10 protein-coding genes are annotated in these 14,768 nt (G+C 74.1%); 4 read left to right on the forward strand and 6 right to left on the reverse strand.

What is annotated here, in order from left to right; translation table 11 throughout:
* Positions 1-96 precede the first annotated feature (96 nt).
* Positions 97-909, forward strand: a complete 813-nt coding sequence (locus ACN27G_RS25540; RefSeq protein ID WP_421495295.1) for a hypothetical protein — start codon at positions 97-99, stop codon at positions 907-909.
* A 367-nt stretch (positions 910-1,276) separates the two neighbouring features.
* Entirely contained in the window at positions 1,277-2,209 is a 933-nt protein-coding gene (locus ACN27G_RS25545; RefSeq protein ID WP_421495296.1) for a DUF559 domain-containing protein, read from the forward strand.
* Positions 2,210-2,495: 286 nt separating this feature from the next.
* Here ACN27G_RS25545 and ACN27G_RS25550 read toward each other — a convergent pair whose 3' ends face one another.
* The gene (locus tag ACN27G_RS25550; protein ID WP_421497459.1) at positions 2,496-3,443 is read right to left on the reverse strand and encodes an aldo/keto reductase; all 948 of its coding nucleotides are present in this window, start codon (positions 3,441-3,443) and stop codon (positions 2,496-2,498) included.
* 219 nt (positions 3,444-3,662) lie between these two features.
* Here ACN27G_RS25550 and ACN27G_RS25555 point away from each other — a divergent pair, with 219 nt between their 5' ends.
* Together ACN27G_RS25555 and ACN27G_RS25560 are read left to right on the forward strand one after the other, a co-directional pair.
* Entirely contained in the window at positions 3,663-4,649 is a 987-nt protein-coding gene (locus tag ACN27G_RS25555) for a glycosyltransferase family 2 protein (protein ID WP_421495297.1), read from the forward strand.
* A 128-nt stretch (positions 4,650-4,777) separates the two neighbouring features.
* The gene (locus ACN27G_RS25560) at positions 4,778-6,295 is read left to right on the forward strand and encodes an ArnT family glycosyltransferase (RefSeq protein WP_421495298.1); all 1,518 of its coding nucleotides are present in this window, start codon (positions 4,778-4,780) and stop codon (positions 6,293-6,295) included.
* A 54-nt stretch (positions 6,296-6,349) separates the two neighbouring features.
* Here the strand turns inward: ACN27G_RS25560 and ACN27G_RS25565 are convergent, their stop codons facing one another.
* The 5 genes from ACN27G_RS25565 to ACN27G_RS25585 all read right to left on the reverse strand — a co-directional run bounded on the left by ACN27G_RS25565 (position 6,350) and on the right by ACN27G_RS25585 (position 12,532).
* Positions 6,350-7,150 (reverse strand): class I SAM-dependent methyltransferase, encoded by an 801-nt coding sequence (locus ACN27G_RS25565; RefSeq protein ID WP_421495299.1) that lies wholly within the window; start codon positions 7,148-7,150, stop codon positions 6,350-6,352.
* Positions 7,147-8,685 carry a glycosyltransferase gene (locus ACN27G_RS25570; protein WP_421495300.1) on the reverse strand — a complete coding sequence of 513 codons (1,539 nt, stop codon included), beginning with the start codon at positions 8,683-8,685 and terminating at the stop codon, positions 7,147-7,149. Before ACN27G_RS25570 ends, ACN27G_RS25565 begins: the two co-directional genes overlap by 4 nt.
* 45 nt (positions 8,686-8,730) lie before the next feature.
* Complete coding sequence (locus ACN27G_RS25575; protein WP_421495301.1) at positions 8,731-9,861, reverse strand: lysylphosphatidylglycerol synthase domain-containing protein; 1,131 nt, start codon at positions 9,859-9,861, stop codon at positions 8,731-8,733.
* A gap of 193 nt (positions 9,862-10,054) precedes the next feature.
* Positions 10,055-11,737 (reverse strand): ABC-F family ATP-binding cassette domain-containing protein, encoded by a 1,683-nt coding sequence (locus tag ACN27G_RS25580; protein WP_421495302.1) that lies wholly within the window; start codon positions 11,735-11,737, stop codon positions 10,055-10,057.
* Between the two features lie 189 nt (positions 11,738-11,926).
* The gene (locus ACN27G_RS25585) at positions 11,927-12,532 is read right to left on the reverse strand and encodes a class I SAM-dependent methyltransferase (protein ID WP_421495303.1); all 606 of its coding nucleotides are present in this window, start codon (positions 12,530-12,532) and stop codon (positions 11,927-11,929) included.
* Positions 12,533-14,768 lie beyond the last annotated feature (2,236 nt).

The raw sequence follows: 14,768 nt of genomic DNA on the forward strand, positions 1-14,768 counted from the left end.
CCCGGCTCGTGCCGACAGTCAGGTAAGCGCGGGGGCGGTCAACGGCGACCGCCCCCGCACCCGTCCGGCGCTGATCCGCCGGGAAGGAGTCCTCCGATGCGACGTCGACACCGACGCACACCGGTCCGGTCCACTCCGCGTACCGCGGCGGGCCGGCCGCTGGCGCCGCTGCTCACCGCACTCTCCCCCGCCTCCCCTGCCTCCCCTGCCTTCCCCGCCTCCCCTGCCTTCCCCGCCTCGCCCGCCTCCTCCGCCTCCCCTGCCTTCCCCGCCTCGCCCGCCTCCTCCGCCTCCCCTGCCTTCCCCGCCTCGCCCGCCTCCTCCGCCTCCCCTGCCTTCCCCGCCTCGCCCGCCTCCTCCGCCTCCTTCGGGGCCCCGCTGCTCGCGCTGTTCCTCGCCGCCCTTCTCGGCGTCCTGCTCGGCGCCGCGCTCGCCGTCGGGCTGGCACCGGCGGCGCCGGCCGCCGCGCACGGCGAAAAAATCAAGCTCGCGGTCGCCGGCGACGGCGCCACGGGGGTGACCGTGCAGGCCAGCTACGCGGACGGCCATCCGGTCGACAACGGCCTCCGGCTGGTGCTGACCGCCACCGCCGAGGGTGGCCGGACGGTCGGCCCGATCCAGCTCGCCCCGGCCGGCGAGGGTGAGGGCTTCTACAGCACCGGGCCGGTCCTCACACCCGGCCCCTGGCAGGTCACGGTCACCGCGCCAAAGCCGAACCCCGCCGAGGTGCAGGTGGTGGTGCAGGCCCGCACCGCCCAGGCCGCCCCGCCGGTGGTCCCGGTGGCCGCGCCGGACCGCGACGGCGGCACGCCGGTCACCCAACTGTGGTGGGTGGCCGGGGCCGCCCTGACACTCGCCGCCGTCGCCACGCTCGGTGCCCTGCTGGTACGCGCCCGCCGCCGCCCCTGACCCCCGGGGCCACCACCCACCCACCCACGCACCCACCCACCACCCGCCACCACCGCCACCACCACCACCGCCACCACCGCCACCGCCACCACCGCCGCCACCACCGCCACCACCACCACCGCCACCGCCGACGCCGACGCCGCCGACGCCGACGCCGACGCGGGCCGCAGCGTGACCTGTACATCAGAGGCGTTAACCGCCCCGAATAACGCCTCTGATGTACAGGTCGCGGGAGATGATCCGGTGGGCGCGAGCAGGGTTGCACGCGGTAACCCGACATTTAGGAAATCCACCCTGGTGGAACGTCGGCCGGCGGGGCGTCAGTCCGGGGCAGCGGGGGCACGGGTCGGTGCGGCAGGCTGGTCCGATGTCCCGCCCGGCCCGTGTCCCGTCCCGACTGGCGTTCCTACCGTTCTCCGCCCGTGCCGCCGTCGCCGAGGGCCTGATCAGCCGGAGCATGCTGCGCGGGCCGGCCTGGCGCCGACTGCTTCCCGACGTCTACGTGCACCGCGACGGCTACCGGGCGGACGACCACCGGATGTGGTGCGACGCCGTCGGGCTCACCCTTCCGCCGGGCGCGGTCGTCGGCGGGCTCAGCGCCGCCTACCTGTGGGGCGTCCAGCTGGTCGCCCGGGACTCGCCGGTCACGGTGCTGATCCCCGGCAACTCACGACCCCGTGCGCGCCCCCGGGTCCGTTACACCCTCGCCACGCTCTCCGCCGGTGACGTGACCCGGTTCGGTGGGCTACCGGTCACCACACCGCTGCGTACCGCCTTCGACCTCGGCCGGAAGGCGCCACGCACCGAGGCGGTGGTGGCGGTGGACGCGCTGCTCAACCGGCGGCTGGTGAAGCCGGCCGCGCTCAGCGACTATCTCGCCGAGCATCCCGGCTGGCCGGGGGTCGCCCTGTTGCGCGAGGTGCTCGGTCTGGCGGAGCCGCTCAGCGAGTCGCCGATGGAGACCCGCCTGCGGCTTCTCCTCGTCGACGCCGGTTTCCCCGGCCCGACCGTGCAACACGACGTCTGCGACGCACGGGGCCACTTCATCGGACGGGTGGATCTGGCCTATCCACGGCTCCGGATCGCGCTGGAGTACGAGGGCGACCACCACCGTGAGCGGGCCCACTTCCGTCAGGATGTCGCCCGGCTGAACGCCCTGCGCGCCGCCGGCTGGCTCGTCCTCCGTTTCACCGCCGACGATGTCCTGCTCCACCCCGCCCGCACCCTCGCCCTGATCGCCCACGCCATTCAGGAACGGCGCACTCACCTGGACATCAGAGGCGTTACTCGGCGCGCATGACGCCTCTGATGTCCAGGTGACGCGAGGGAGCCTGCGCGACAGTGCAGCCGCGCAGGCGGCGGGGCGGCGGCGGCGGGCGGGTGGGGCGGGGCGGAGTGGGTAGCGGGCGGGGCGGGGTGGGTAGCGGGCGGGGCGGAGTGGGTAGCGGGCGGGGCGGGGCGGGTAGCGGGCGGGGCGGAGTGGGTAGCGGGTGGGGCGGAGTGGGTAGCGGGTGGGGCGGGGCGGAATGGGTAGCGGGCGGGGCGGAGTGGGTAGGGCGGGACGGGCGGAGGTAGGGCGGCGGCGGTCAGAGGATGGCGCGGAGGGCGGCGAGGTCGTCGGGCGCGGGTTGCCACTGCCCCGCCCGTGCGTTGGCGCGTACCTGGTCGGGAGTGGTCGCTCCGGCGATCACCGAGGTCACCGCCGGTTGGGCGGCCAGGCCGCCGATCGCCACCTCCAGCAGGGACAGACCGCGCTCGGCCGCGTACTTCTCCAGGGCCTCGATGGTGTCCCAGGGTGCGGAGGCGAGGCGGGCGGCGTACCGGGGGCTGCTGCCGGCGAGCCGGCTGTCCGACGGCGGTTCCGCACCCCGCTTGTACTTGCCGGTGAGCAGCCCGTCGGCGAGGGGAAAGAACGGCAGCAGGCCGAGGCCGAAGTGCTCGGCGGCCGGCACCACCTCCGCCTCCACGTCGCGGTGCAGCAGGCTGTACTGGTTCTGGGCACTGACGAACGGTGTCAGGCCCCGGGTACGTGCCGTCCAGGCCGCGTCGGCGATCTGCCAGCCGGTGAAGTTGGAGTTGCCGAGGTAGCGGACCGTGCCGGCCCGGACGAGGTCGTCGAGCGCGCTCAGGGTCTCCTCGATCGGCGTACCCGGGTCGGGCTCGTGCATCTGGTAGAGGTCGAGATGGTCGGTGCCGAGCCGGCGCAGGGACGCCTCGACCGCCCGGACGACGTAGCGCCGGGCGCCCCGGGCGCCGTGGTCCGGCCCGTTCATCCCGGACATGCTCATGCCGAACTTGGACGCCAGCACGACGTCGTCCCGCCGGCCGCGCAGTGCGGCGCCGAGCAGTTCCTCGGAGCCACCGTGCGGCTCCCCGTAGATGTCCGCGGTGTCGAAGAAGTTGATGCCGGCGTCGAGGGCCGCGTCGACCACGGCCCGGGTGCCGGCGGCGTCGACCTTCCGGCCGAAGTTGTTGCACCCGATCCCGACGACGGAGACCACGAGTCCGGAGTCGCCCAACCGGCGATAGTTCATCTCAGTCACGAGATCAACCCTATGTCCTCGACACCGACCCGAGACATCCGTTCGAGAAATTGTTTCGGCGTCGATTCACGTACGCCAAACTGATTGGCCGCATGGCGCGTCGCGTGCGTACGTCCCAAACTGCTATATCGTGTCCACGAATACGACGACCGCTGTAATGTTCCCTGCCGTTCACGGTCGCCGAGCAGCTCGTGCCGGAAGGCGGTCCACATGGCGGTTAACAGCCGGTTCGACCGGCCCGGCACCGACGTTTCCGTCGTCCCCGCCCAGGTCAGCAGGGACAGCAACGCACCCGTCGAGGTGACGGTGGTCCTGCCGTGTTACAACGAGCAGGCACACGTGCTGGCGGAGATCGAGCGCATCTGCACGGCAATGGACACCAGCGGCCTGCAATACGAATTACTGGCTATCGACGACGCGTCCACCGATCACACGTTGGAGATCCTGCGTGGGGCCGCCGGACGTTTTCCCCGACTTCGGGTGCTCGCCTTTCATCGCAACGGTGGCTCCGGCACCGCACGCCGGATCGGCACCGAACAGGCGCGCGGCAGGATCGTGGTCTGGACAGACGCGGACATGACCTATCCCAACGAACGGATCCCGGAGTTCGTGCAGCTCCTGCTCCAGGATCCGCACGTCGACCAGGTCGTCGGCGCGCGCACGAGCGAGCAGGGCAGCCACAAGTTCCTCCGGGTCCCGGCGAAGTGGCTCATCCGCAAGATCGCCGAGCGGCTGGCGGGCACCCGCATCCCCGACCTGAACTCCGGGTTGCGTGCCTTCCGCCGGGACGTGTCACTGCCCTACCTCCGGCTGTTGCCCCCCGGGTTCTCCTGTGTCACCACGATCACGATGGCCTTCCTGCACAACCAGCACGACGTGCACTACCTGCCGATCGCCTATGCCCGCCGCTCGGGTTCGTCGAAGTTCCACTTCGTCCGTGACGCCTACCGGTACTTCCTCCAGGTGCTCCGGATGGTGATGTACTTCAACCCGCTCAAGGTGTTGATGCCGCCGTCGCTGCTGCTGCTGACCGTCGGCTCCGGGAAGGTGGTCTACGACCTGGTCGCGCACCCGGTCCGGATCGCCACCAACACCGTGCTGCTGCTCTGTGCCGGGCTGATCGTCGGCGCGGTGGCCCTGCTCGCCGACCTGATCGTCCGGTCCAGGATCGACTGGCCGCCCGGAAACCGCTCGTGACCGAAGCGGTGCCGACCACTGCCACGGGACCGGACACGCCAGCCGGTGCCCGTCCCGCCGGCGCCCGTCCCGCCGTTGCCCTGCCACCCGGTGCCCCGCCGGTTCGAAATCGCGCGCGTGTCGAGCGGGTGGAGCGGAGCGAGCGGCGGGGTCGGGCGGCGGTCGCCATCCTCACCGGCATCGTCGCGGTGACCTGGATCCCGCAGCTCGCCGAGCCGTTCGGCGACAACCACCTGGGCCGGATCATCGGCCGGTACGCGTTGCACCTGCGCAATCTCCAGGAGCACGGCATCCTCGGCTCGCACTTCGGCGCCGACTGGGCACCGTACGCCGCGACACCATACGCACACCATCCGCCGCTGCTCAACCTGCTCACCGCGCTGACCGGTCTGCTTCCCGGCGACGGGGAGTACCAGGTGTGGCTGCCGCCGTACCTGCTCGCCCTCCTCATCGTCCCCGCCGCCGCCGCCCTGCTGCGCGCGATCGGCCTGCGCTGGTCGGCGACGCTGCTGGCGGTCGGCCTGATGGTGGCCACCACCTTCTACTGGGTCTTCAGCCCGCTGATGTTCGACCTGGGGCCGATCCTGGCGCTCTCCGCCACGGTGGTACGCCTGCGCGCCCGTCCGGAGCCGTCCCGCCGCCTCGTCCTCGCCGCCTGCGCCTCCGCGCTGCTCTGCACCCTGGTCTCCTGGCCCGGCGTCGGCCTCGCCGCCATACTCGGGCTGTGGCTGTTCGCCGCCCGCCGGTTCGACCGGGTGACGATCCTGGTCGGCACGAGCATGCTGCTCGGAGTCGCGATCAGTCTGGCCTACGTGGTCGGGGTGACCGGGATGGCCCTGCTCGGCGGGCAGGCCGAGCTGCGCAGTAGCGGTGGCGGCCACACCCTTCGGCAGATCCTGCGCCGGCAGTGGTTCTTCGTCTCCGGCCTGTTGCCGGTCTGGTACCTCGGCGCCCTACCGCTCGGCACGGTCGCCGGACTGCTGGACCGGCGAAGCCGGAGCTACCTGGCGATCGCCGCCGGGTTCACCGCCGTCTGGATCTTCGGGCTGCGCAACGCCGCCTATGTCCACTCGTACTGGTCGTATCCGCTCCTCGTGGTCGGGCTCGTCGGGATGGGCGTGCTGCTGGACCGGGTCATGGACGGGATCGCCCCGCCGCCCGCCCCGCACAGCAAGCTGCTCAGCGACCGGCTCGTGAGCCGGGGCGAGGACCGGGGCGAGGACCGGGGCGAGGGCCGGCGGCGGGTCGGGGTGGCGACGGCCGTGCTGGTGGGGGCGGCGCTCGCGACGTACCTCGGGGTGCTCGTCGCCGGCCCGGACCGACACCGCCTGCTGAGCGAGCCGGCCCAGGCCGGCCGGCTCGTTGCCGGGCATCCGCCGCCACCCGGTCAGCGGTACGCCTGGGTGGCCGGTGACGGCGCGAGCAGTCCCCGCTGGCTCGCCTACTACTGGAACCTGCCGCCACGGCTGCTCACCGCCGCGACGCTGACGAGCGAACCGACCCGCCCGGAGGATCTCGTCCTGGTCGACCTGCGACGGCCCCCGGAGTGGCTGTCCGGGCCGGTCGAGGCCGGTGCCGTGGCGCGGGCCGGGCCGTACGTGCTCGTTCCGGTCTCCGTGCTCGGCGGCGGCCCCACCGGGTCCTGAGCCCGACCGGCCCGCGCCACCGATCCGCAGGTGACGGGCGCGTCGCCGAGCCGGTCAGCGTGTCGCGACGGCGATCAGACCCGGCCCGCGGTCGGGGCGCGCGCGTTGCAGTACGGCGAATGGCGACACCGCCAGCCGGATCGCGCCACCGGCGAGCATTCCGCTCGGTTGCAGGATCCGGCCCGAGAAGGCGGTCCGCTCCCGCGCCGTTTCCGCTCCCATGTCAGGGCCGCCCGATCCGCCGTCGTCACCGGCTTCGGCCCCGCCGCCCGCTCCGGCGTTCCGGTCGGCCCGGTGGCCGGCCCACCGGTCCCGGACGGAATCGAGCAGATAGCCGAGCGGCCAGCCGTAGTGCACGAGGCGCACGGCGGTCGCCCCGGCGCCGAACAGCCGCTCCCGGAGCTGTTCGGCGGAATACCGCCGGTAGTGGCCGACCAGGCTGTCCCAGGCGCCGAACCGCTCTGGACCGGCCGGTACCGAGAGCAGCAGATGACCGCCGGGCCTGACCAGCGCCAGCCACTCGGCCAGCACCGGTTCGTCGTCGGCGATGTGTTCCAGCACCTCGAACGCGCAGACCAGGTCGTAGCCGTCGACCGTCGGCACCTGCCGGTGATCTCCGTTCAGCACCGTCCCGCCCAGCGGGGTGATCCGGGCATGCGCGGTCCGGTAGCTGCGCGCGTCCGGTTCGGCCGCGGTGTAGGTGGCCAGTCGAGCCAGCCGGGCTCCGACCGCACCGAGTCCACAGCCGAGTTCCAGGATGGTGTCCGGCCGGCACTCCGCCACGATCCGGCGTACGACGTGCCAGCGCAGGGCCGCCCGGGGCGGCAGCGGTGGATCGGCCACGGGCGCGGTCATCCGATCCACCAGCCCGGTACGTCTGCCGCCTCGCTCCGGGCGCCACGCGGGTCAGGCGCTGCGCCACGCGCGTCAGGCGCTGCGCCACGCGGTCCGGCTGGGACGCCGGGCGGTTCGGTGGGGGTGCCGGGCGGTTCGGTGGGGGTGCCGGGCGGTTCGGTGGGGGTGCCGGGCGGTTCGGTGGGGGTGCCGGGCGGTTCGGTGGGGGTGCCGGGCGGTTCGGTGGGGGTGCCGGGCGGTTCGGTGGGGGTGCCGGGCGGTTCGGTGGGGGTGCCGGGCGGTTCGGTGGGGGTGCCGGGCGTGGGGATGGCGCCGACACGGTGCCGGACCGGTTCGACGACCGTGGCCGGCCAGAAGTACGCGACCGCCCGGCGCCGGGCGGCCCTGCGAAGACCGGCGACCCGCTCCGGGTCTCCGGCCAACTCGCGCAGCGCGGCGGCAAGCGCGGACGGATCGCCGGCCGGAACGTAGACCGCCGCGTCGCCGAGCGCGCGCCGCTGTGGTCCGGTGTCGGAGGTGACGATCGCACAGCCGGCGGCGGCGCCCTGGAACACCTTTGTCGGGACCACCCGGCCGGCCTTCACCGTCTCGCCGAAGATGCCCAGCGACACCTGGTGCCGGGCGACGAGCGCCGGTAGCTCGACTGCGGGTATCCAGTCGTACCAGGTGACTCTCGGGTTGGCGGCGGCGGCCCGGCGGCAGGCCGCGTGGTCCTGGCCGGTGCCTACCACGGTCACCTCGATCGACTCGTCGGCGGCCAGCGCCGCCAGCGCGGCACCCAGGGTCCCGGTGCCGTGCAGCGGAGTGAAGAGTCCGACGAAGACGACCCGCAGCCGGCGCCGTCCGCCACCGTCGGTCTCGCCGCGGCACTCCGGCTGCCCGGCAGAGCCCGCCGGCCTCTCACCAGAGCGCTCTGACCTCTCGCCCGACCAGCGCTGTCGGGCGGTGCGGGCGCCGGCCGCGAACCACTCCGGTCCGGCGCCGACGGGCACCACCATCCCCCGCTCCCGCGCCGGTGCCGGCAGCACTGCGAGGTGTTCGGCGGTGTCCACGAGCACGACGTCGGCCCGCCGCAGCGCGGTGTCGTCGATCGCCCGCAGCAGCCGTCCCCGGAGCCCTCCGCTCCCACCGCTCCCGGCGAGTCCTCGGTCCCGGGCCGTCCCGGCGGCGGAGACGAGATGGTCGAGCACGATCGGCGTACGCCGGAAGAGCCACCGGGCCAGATGGACGTCGAAGTGCCCGAGATAGCCGACGAGTACGGCGTCGACGGCTCCGGCTCCCGGGCCGGCCCCCGCAGCACCCCGCCCGTGTCGGCGAGTCCGCAACACGAGCAGGGCCCAGCACCGGGCCAACTTGCCGGCGAGCAGCGGAAGCCGCCACGGTTGCCGGAGCATCGCTATCCGGCCGGCGGTGTCCAGGGTCAGCGGCTCGTTCAGCTCGGTCACCTCGTCACCGGCGGACCGAAGCCCCTCGACGAGCACGCCGACCCGGGGATGTCGGCGTGCGTCGTAGCTGCCGAACACCAGCCAGCGCACGCCCAGCAGAGTAACCTGTCGTACGCCTTCGACCACGTTCCGTCGTCACTGCTGGCGCGTCGCGCCACCCGTCGCGTTGCCGGTCACGCTCGACGGCGTACCCTCCGACGGTCGGCGCTCCGCTGCCTCCACCCTCTCCGCTGCCTCCACCCTCTCCGGCGTCGGCTGCCGGGGCACCCGACGGGCGGATCGGGGCAGCCGCCGTGCCGCCCAGTCCGCCGAGATCGCGACGACCGGCAGGAGGAGGTCCACCAGGGTCAGCAGCAGCCGGGACACCACGGTGGCGACCAGCGCGACCGGCTGGGCGACCGCCGGAGCGAGCAGCAGGGGCAGCGCCACCTCCCGGGGGCCGACTCCGGCCGGCGCGACGGCCAGCAGGAACCCGACGGACCAGGAGCCGGCAAAGGCGCCGACCGAGACGAGCAGCAACTCGGGCCCGCCGACGACACCACCACCGCCGCCGCCGACAGCGCCGCCGACACCAACGTCTGCCAGGAGCAGCCAGAGGTGCGTACCGTAGCCGAGCCAGGTCGCTGCCGACCAGCCGACGGCCCCGCCGATGCCGCGCAGGGAGAGCGGCCGGGGCATCGGTTCCCGGCGGGCGAGCCGGAGCAACCCGGCGAGGATGCGATTGAGCAGCGGCGGCCAGAGCAGCAGAAGCAGCGGCGGGATGGCCGGCAGGATCCACCAGTACTGGGTGGTGGCCCGGCCGCCGAGTACCGGCAGGGTGGCGGCGGTGAGCAGCAGGCCGGTGCCGAGGGTGATGAGCATGGCCAGTAGCGCCGCCACCGCCGAGGCCCGCGCCGGGACCCCGTACGCCCGACCGAGCCGGGCCTGGACCAGGATCGGCCAGACCTTGCCGGGCAGGTATTTGGCCAACTGCCCGACGAAAAAGATCCGCGCCGCGCCGAGCGGCGGAAGGTCGGCACCGAAGTCCCGCAGGACCGCCCGCCACCCCAGGCAGCCGCAGAGGCCGCTGGCGGCGGCGGCGAGTCCGGCAAGAAGCAGCCCCAGCGCCGACAACTCGCCCAGTACGGCCGGGAGCTCCTCCCACCGCCCCGCCAACGCCCAGCCGACCAGGGCGAGGAATGCCCCGGTGACCGCGACCTGTGCGGCGCTGCGTGCCAGGCGCGACCGCCCGGACCTCGACAGCCGCCCGGACTTCTGCGACACCACGACACGGACGATACTCGCCGTGACATCATGACCCCGGAAAGCCACGCGGCCGGGCTGCGCCACCTCCGCCGCCACCGTCCCGTCCGCCCCTCCGCCCGCCGGTCCGGCCCCAGGCCGCCTCCCGGACGGGGTCCCGCGTCAGGCCACCTCCCCCAGCCCGGTCCCCTTCGAATCTCCCCAGACCGGTCCCGCTTCAGGCCACGTCCCAGACCGGTTGCGCCGTCTCGACCACCTCGCCGTCGCCCCGGAAGAGCAGGAACCGGTCGAACGACCGCGTGAACCACCGGTCGTGGGTGACCGCGAGCACCGTCCCCTCGAATGCCCGCAGCCCTGCCTCCAGGGCCTCGGCCGAGGCCAGGTCCAGGTTGTCGGTCGGCTCGTCGAGCAGCAGCAGCGTCGCACCGGAGAGTTCCAGCAGCAGCACCAGGAAGCGCGCCTGCTGTCCGCCGGAGAGCGTGCCGAATCGCTGGTCACCCTGCCCGGCCAACTCGTACCGGTTCAGCGCCTTCATCGCGGCGTGCCGGTCCATTCCGGCCCGGTGGTCGTCGCCCCGCCACAGCACCTCGACGAGTGTCCGGTCGAGCAACTCGGGCCGGTCATGGGTCTGCGAGAAGTGGCCGGGCCGGACCCGGGCACCGAGCCGGGCCACACCGCCGTGCCGGACCGGTGCCAGGGCCGACCCACCGTCCACCGGACCGTTGGCGGGATCCGGATCGGTGCCGCCCCGGGCCAGCAGCCGGAGGAAGTGCGACTTTCCCGTGCCGTTCGCGCCGAGGACGGCGACCCGGTCGCCGTACCAGACCTCCAGGTCGAACGGGAAGGTGAGATCCTCCAGCTCGACCTGTTCGCAGACGACGGCCCGCTTGCCGGTGCGCCCGCCGCCCAGCCGCATCCGGATGTCCTGGTCCTTCGGCGGTACGGGTGGCGGCCCGGCCTCCTCGAACTTGCGCAGCCGGGTCTGCGCCGCCTGGTAGCGGGAGGCCATCCCGTCGTTGTACGCCGCCTTCTGCTTGTACATCAGCATCAGCTCGCGGAGCTTCTGGTGCTCCTCGTCCCAGCGGCGGCGCTGCTCCTCCAGCCGGTCGTGCCGGGCGACCCGCGCCTCGTGCCAACTGTCGAAACCACCCGGGTGCACCCAGGCACTGCCACCCTCCACCGCCACCACCCGGTCGGCGGTGCGGGCCAACAGCTCCCGGTCGTGCGAGACGTAGAGCACCGACTTCGCCGACTCCCGCAGCCGCCCCTCCAGCCAGCGCTTGCCCGGCACGTCGAGGAAATTGTCCGGCTCGTCGAGCAGCAGCACCTCGTCGACGCCGCGCAGCAGCAACTCCAGGGCGAACCGCTTCTGCTGGCCGCCGGAGAGGGTCCGCACCGGTCGGGTGCGGGCCTTTTCCCAGGGCAGGTCGAGCACGATCGTCGAGACGGTGTCGAAGAGCACTTCGGCGTCGTATCCCCCGCCCACCTCGCCCCATTCGGTGAGCGCCTCGGCGTACGCCAGTTGCGCCCTGCCGGCCACGCTGCTGAACTTGCCGCGCACCTCGGCGGCGTGCAGCGCCGCCTCGGCCGCCGCCAGCCGCTCCCCCGCCGCGCGCAACTCCGGCGACGAGAGCGAGAGTACGAGGTCGTGCAGCGTCGACTCGTCGCCGATCATGCCGATGAACTGCCGCATCACGCCCAGGCCACCGGATCGGGCGATGGCACCGGTCCGGGTGGGCAGGTCGCCGGCCACCATCTTCAGCAGGGTGGTCTTGCCGGCGCCGTTCGGCCCGACCAGGGCGACCTTGGCACCTTCGCCGACCCGGAACGAGACGTCGGCGAACAACTGCCGGCCGTCCGGCAGGATGTGCCCGACTCCGGCGACGTCCACATAACCCACGTCGGCATCCTGCCGCAGCCACCCCCTCCGGCGACACCGGGTTTCGGCGGCGGCGCACGACAACGGGTTGGCTCTCCGGGCAGGGAAGGACGGCGGGCCGACACCGGGCATGGCGGACGCCGGGGCATGGCGCCTGCGGGGCATGGCGCCTGCGGGCGGGCGCTGCCCGACGCGGGGGCGGCGGGCGGGTCAGCGGGTGACCCGGAGCACCCGGTACCCCTTCTGGCTGGCGCGTCGCTCGACCTGCCAACCGCTCTCGGCGAGCCAGCGCTGGAGCGAGTCGCCGCCGAGATGGCGGGCCACCACCAGCCACGCCACGCCTCCCGGCGCGAGCCTGGGTAGCCAGCGCCGCAGCATGCCGTGCAGTTCCTCCTTGCCGATCCGGATCGGCGGGTTCGACCACAGTTGAGCGAAGGAGAGGTCGTCCGGGACCTCGTCGGGAGCGACCACCCGTACCCGATCGGCGAGGCCGAGACGTCCGGCGTTCTCGGCGGTGAGTGCGCGGGCCCGTGCGTTCACGTCGACCGCCCAGACCGTCGCCGCGCCCGCCCGGTTGGCCAGTACGCAGGTGATCGGACCGTAACCACAACCCAGGTCGAGCAGTACGCCGGAGATGTCCGATTCGGGCAGCTCGGCCTTACGCAGTAGTACGGCAGTTCCCGGATCTAGCCGATCGGCGGAGAAGACCCCGGCCGAAGAGGTCAGCGAGTAGTCGCGCCCGCCGGCGGAGAACACCACCGTACGCCGGTCGGCGCTGGCCACGGGCTCGGTACTGAAGTAGTGGTCTCCGCTCACGGCACGCATTCTCGCCTACCGCGACGGCGCGCCCGGCACCGGCCGCGAAATGGACCCTGCCCGGTTCCGGGCAAATGCCCAGTCTCGCATGAACTCTGGTTCATCTACGGCGGCGCGCCGATGCGGATTTCCGTTACCCTGTGCGACATGGTTTATGGGCGTGGACCTGGACCGGGCGGTGGACCGCCACGGTCCCGACGAGATCCCGCCGATCAGCCTTCGGTCGATCCGGATGTGGCGGCCGGTCCACCTTCGAGGGGGGCCGGCCGACGCCGGTCTGGGGCCGACCGCGCGGAGGCGTCCCCTACGGCGGCGTCCCGGTTCGACGCGTCCAATGCGGAGCTGACCGGCTCTGGCTCGGCGCACGGCTGGCGGGCGGAGGGGCCGGGGCGCTCCACAGACCGTCCGGCTCGCTCGGCCACCACTCCGGACCGCTACCCGGAGTCACCGGGCCGTTATCCCGACGCACCCGGCCGTTATCCCGACGCACCGGAGCGGCACCGGGACGAGCCGGGTGGCCGGCACCTCGAGGGGCCGGCGGGCCGATATGCGGACGGGCCGACCGGTCGATACCCCGGGGCGCCGACCGGTCGCCGGACGGATCGTTCCGGGCACTCCGCACCAGATTCCGACCCGCCCCGTCGGGCCCGACACGGCGCGCCCGAGCCGGACGACGTCGGGCCGGTCTCCGGTTATCCACCGCCGGGCCGGCCGGTCCACGACCGTCCGTCACGGGACCGTAGCAGCCTTGATCGCCTTCCTCCGGCTGGCCGCCCCCATCCGACACGCCCGGCCGAAGGCGGACGCCACCTGGCCCCACCGTCGGACGTTCCGCCCGCCGGTGGCCGCCCCGTGTCCGGGACCGGCGGCAGGCCGGGCATCGGCGAGGGGGCCGTGCCGGGCGACCGGACAGGCCCCGGCGAACGGATGGTTCCGGGCAGCCGGCTGGGCCCCGACGACCGGCCTGGCCCCGACCGCAGACCCGGCCCCGGCGGCCGATCGGGCCCGGACAGCAGGACTGCCCCCGAGATCAGGCCCGGCCCCGGCGGCCGCCCGCCCCGGGCGGGCGGACGATCTGTCGACGGACCACCGCAGCCCGGTACCGAGCCGTTCGGGCCCGTCCGCAACGTGTCGGGCCCGGCATCGCCCGGCATCGCCGATCTCCGCGAGCGGCCCCCGGCCGGCCGGCGTCGCGCCGAACCCGATCCGTCCCCGCCCGACGGCCGCTACCGGCCAGGTTCCGGCGAGGTTCCACTCGCTGGCCCACGGTCGGCCCCGGCACCACGGCAGCGCCGGGCTCCCTCCAGCGATCAGGAGGCCACCCACCCCGATCCGGCCGCGCCCGGCATGCCGCCGCCCACCGGACGGCGCAGGGCGGCCGAGCCGGCCGAGCATCGACCTGACCGAGGCGTCCCGGGCCGGGCGGCGCCGGACCGCACCGGCCCTCGTCGGGGCGACGAGGACCCGGCGGTACGACGCTCGGCCCTTGCCGGCCGCTCCGAAGCCTCCCCCGGCCGCCCCGGCCCCTCCGCCCCTCGGACCGCCGGTGCCCCCGTGCCCCGCAGCGCCGTGCCCGCACCCGCACCTCGCAGCGGCGTCCCCGCACCCCGGACCGGTGTCCGTGGACCCGCCGGAGTCCCCCGCTCCGGTCCACCCTCCGGTCCGGCCTCCGGGCCTGGCGAAGCGCCGATAATGCCGCCGAGGGGCCGACCGGTGGGTCCGGGGCCTGGACGGGATGCCGGCCCTCGGCCTGACGACGAGCCGCGTAGGCCGTCCCAGGCCGGCCCTGCGGCGCAGCGCGCTCCCCTGCCACACGCCGACGCTCCGTCGGGGCCACGCCGCCCCCGGGACGCCGGCAGCCCACCGGATTCGCCAACCGCACCACGTTCCCGACCGGCACCCGGTTCGCCGATCGCACCGCGCCCCGGACCTGCAGCCGGTCCCGCGCGTCCCGGAGCGGCACCCGGTTCGCCGATCGCACCGCGCCCCGGACCTGCAGCCGGTCCCGCGCGTCCCGGAGCGGCACCCGGTTCGCCGATCGCACCACGCTCCGGACCGGCAGCCGCCGCACCACGCTCCGGACCGGCGGCGGGCGCACCGGCCGCGCCGCGCTCCGGACCGGCAGCCGGTCCCGCGCGTCCCGGAGCGGCACCGGGCTCACCGGCCGCGCCGCGTACCGGGCCGGCACAGGACCGGGCACTGCGGCCACCTGCCGGGCCCCGGCCCGGACCCCCCG

Source organism: Plantactinospora sp. WMMB334, assembly GCF_049179095.1.
Classification (GTDB): domain Bacteria; phylum Actinomycetota; class Actinomycetes; order Mycobacteriales; family Micromonosporaceae; genus Plantactinospora.